General features: G+C 31.0%; 4 protein-coding genes. All 4 read left to right on the forward strand.

All coding sequences use genetic code 11. The features are described 5' to 3' along the window. The first annotated feature begins 64 nt into the window (after positions 1-64). The 4 genes from ACP5S8_RS07990 to ACP5S8_RS08005 are packed head-to-tail and all read left to right on the forward strand — an operon-like array spanning position 65 to position 2,740. Entirely contained in the window at positions 65-847 is a 783-nt protein-coding gene (locus tag ACP5S8_RS07990) for an oxygen-binding di-iron domain-containing protein (RefSeq protein WP_461876417.1), read from the forward strand. Between the two features lie 43 nt (positions 848-890). Then, the gene (locus ACP5S8_RS07995) at positions 891-1,694 is read left to right on the forward strand and encodes a hypothetical protein (protein WP_461876418.1); all 804 of its coding nucleotides are present in this window, start codon (positions 891-893) and stop codon (positions 1,692-1,694) included. Then, positions 1,663-2,442: a hypothetical protein gene (locus ACP5S8_RS08000; RefSeq protein WP_461876419.1), complete on the forward strand. Its 780-nt coding sequence runs from the start codon at positions 1,663-1,665 to the stop codon at positions 2,440-2,442. Before ACP5S8_RS07995 ends, ACP5S8_RS08000 begins: the two co-directional genes overlap by 32 nt. Beyond that, complete coding sequence (locus tag ACP5S8_RS08005) at positions 2,426-2,740, forward strand: hypothetical protein (protein ID WP_461876420.1); 315 nt, start codon at positions 2,426-2,428, stop codon at positions 2,738-2,740. Before ACP5S8_RS08000 ends, ACP5S8_RS08005 begins: the two co-directional genes overlap by 17 nt. The last annotated feature ends 91 nt before the right edge of the window (positions 2,741-2,831 follow it).

The following is a 2,831-nucleotide window of genomic DNA, read 5'->3' on the forward strand; positions in this document are numbered from 1 at the left end:
GAAGTCACGAATGTGTGGGACAATTTAATAAAACCAGTTCAATTGGGTTCTTGAGGATTTTATTATGGAAAGGATTTTATTTGAAAACGATGAGCACAAATTTATTCTTTTGGGATTTAGCGAATCTGCTCATGAAGATGGTGTACCAACAAACCAATACCTAATAATAAACAACGGCAAAGGCATACTGTTAGACCCGGGAGGATTTGGCTTATACCCAACACTTTCTAAAAGATTGTTAAACTATTTGGATTCTACCGAAGACCTTGTGGGTATCTTTTTATCCCATCAAGACCCTGATGTAGCTGGAGGTGTTGGTACGTGGCTAAGAGTATTTATGGACGCGAAAGTATATATGTCTCATGTGTGGCATAGGTTTATCCCTCATTATAACATAGATGATCCATCATCATTTGTCTCTATAGATGATAGTGGTGGAATTATAAAGGTAGGAAACGTTGATTTATTGATAGTACCAGCTTATTTTAATCATTCGCCAGGAAATTTGAATTTGTATGATCCTATATCAAACATACTGTTTTCTGGAGATATAGGTGCCGGCGCTCAAGGGTGTCCTCATAACGATATATGGGTAACAGATTGGCCTAATTATAAAAAATGTATAACGCCATTTCATAAAAGATATATGGCTTCAAACAAGACTCTTAGGTTGTGGGTAAATTATGTAAGAGAGTTGAACCCAAATATTGTAGCTCCTCAGCATGGATACTTATATAATGGTGAAAACATAAACAACTTATTAGATTTCTTATGGGAATTAAAATGCGGTGTAGATATAGCTGAGGAATTTTATCCTAAAGCATTGGATAAAAGTAGGGTTTTATGAACACTTTTAAAGTTTTTAAAATAAAAGCCGATTTAGGGAATATATGATGAATGAACTTAAAGAAAAAGTTTTAAATTGGTATAATTCCCTTACAGAAAGGGATAAAAACATAGTTATTATCTTTATAGCCGTTCTATTGCCAGGTATATTTGCATACTTTTATTTCAAACAAACAGCCGAAAGAGGCAAAATAGAACAAAAGATATCAAGCTTACCATCCTTGGAACAACTTAAATTGCAAAGCATTGCTTTAGAAAAACAAATTCTTTACTATAAAAGCCAAATACCGAAGTTGCAAGCGGTGCTTTTAAACCCCGGCACAAAATACGCTTATGCAACCATGCCAAACCAAATACCAATAGTTTTATCTTCTGCTATATCAAAAGCAGGAGGTTATATTACATCTATGGAAGAAGGTATACCAAAAGGTGTTACAGTTGATAAAAACGGAAAAGAAGTTATAGCGTTAAAACCTAAAATAAACAAGAAGAAATCCAAAAATGTTGAACACATGCAAGAACTTTTTAATGTTGAAATTGTGCCAATAAAATTAGCAGTTGCTGTATCCCAAAACAATGTAAACAGCTTTTTATCTTCTTTAAATAAACCAAATGCCTCTTATCCGTTTTTATTTATCAATAGCGTTAAATTTGGATTTGGTAAATCTCAGTGTAGTAACAATATTTTAGAAGATAAAAGTTACTATATCGTAGATACAGCAAATGTATACTCTCAATCTTTAAACACATCTAAACCTGTGATATTATGTATGTCAGGCTACGTTATATCTAGTATTACAAGCAAAGAGCATTTTAATGAAAAACAGGGAGTCAAAAATGCCAAATAAGACTAAACTTAAAAAGTTAAATGTCAACTTGCTTAAAGATAGGCTGTCTAGCGATAGCTCCTTGGTTTCAAAGCTTCCTACTCAAGCTATATTTTCTTTGCTACATATTAGCTTGGATGAAGAGAAACTAAAAAGCCCAAGCTTCATAATATTGTCTTTGTCTTTAATCGCTACCCTAATTTTTCTACTTATAGATACATTTTTGTTTTTGTCTAATTTTTCCCTTAAGCATGCCTACAATGAAAAATTACAGGCTATCAAACCTTATCAGGATAAGATATCCATGCTAAACAATCAGGTATCTTCTTTAAAAGCTGAATACAGCAAGTTAAATAAAGTTGTTTCTAGCTTTAAGGATATAAATAACATTTTTGATAACTATTATAATACATATTCTTCTTTATACAATTTTTTAGATTTTGTTTTAGATACTTTTACGAGTAAAGATGTATATCCATCTTCTATAAGCATAAACACAAATCCTATTAGCATAAATCCAAACACTGTAAATATATCTGTAGATGCTGATTCTTTTAAAAATAGTTCTCCATTTTCTACTTTTAAGTATATAAATGGCTGCTATGATATTAATATAAAAGGATTATGTGTTAACTCTATTCAAGAAAAAGATACGCTTAAAGTAAATAAATTTGGTTTTGCATATTTTGATAAAAGTTTTAATTTAACTGCTAATTTCATATCTCTTTCACAAAGACAAGGAGGATTAAAAGATGAAAAAAATAAATGAAATTTTTGTTGGTTTTGGTAAAGATAGTATAATTTTACTGTTAATTGGTTTAGGATTTTTTATGAGCGTATCTTACTCTCAAGATTTGCAAAATCCTATGAATGGCTATGATCTACAAAATGCTGAAGGATATGTAAGTGTAGAAAAAAATGGCGTTGTAAAACATTTTATAGTAGTATCCAATGGAAGTGGCATAGGACTTATTCCAGTAAAAGAAGACCCGTCAAAAGTTTTAAAAAGCGTAAAAAATATAGTTAGCGATATAAACAATCAAGGAGGAAATGCTAATGAAAAGTAAACTTAAGAAAATATTAGAAGTTTGGGCAACATGCAAGTATGCCAAGGCTTGTAAGTATGCCCCGATATTATCGTTTTTTGCTTTTAATTTA

The sequence above is a fragment of the Hydrogenobaculum sp. genome (assembly GCF_049967395.1).
Classification (GTDB): domain Bacteria; phylum Aquificota; class Aquificia; order Aquificales; family Aquificaceae; genus Hydrogenobaculum.

What these genes read in the sequence shown, in the direction of transcription:
- ACP5S8_RS07990 (WP_461876417.1), top strand. Translation starts at nt 65, where the DNA reads ATGGAAAGGATTTTATTTGAAAACGATGAGCACAAATTTATTCTTTTG.
- ACP5S8_RS07995 (WP_461876418.1), top strand. Translation starts at nt 891, where the DNA reads ATGATGAATGAACTTAAAGAAAAAGTTTTAAATTGGTATAATTCCCTT.
- ACP5S8_RS08000 (WP_461876419.1), top strand. Translation starts at nt 1,663, where the DNA reads ATGAAAAACAGGGAGTCAAAAATGCCAAATAAGACTAAACTTAAAAAG.
- ACP5S8_RS08005 (WP_461876420.1), top strand. Translation starts at nt 2,426, where the DNA reads ATGAAAAAAATAAATGAAATTTTTGTTGGTTTTGGTAAAGATAGTATA.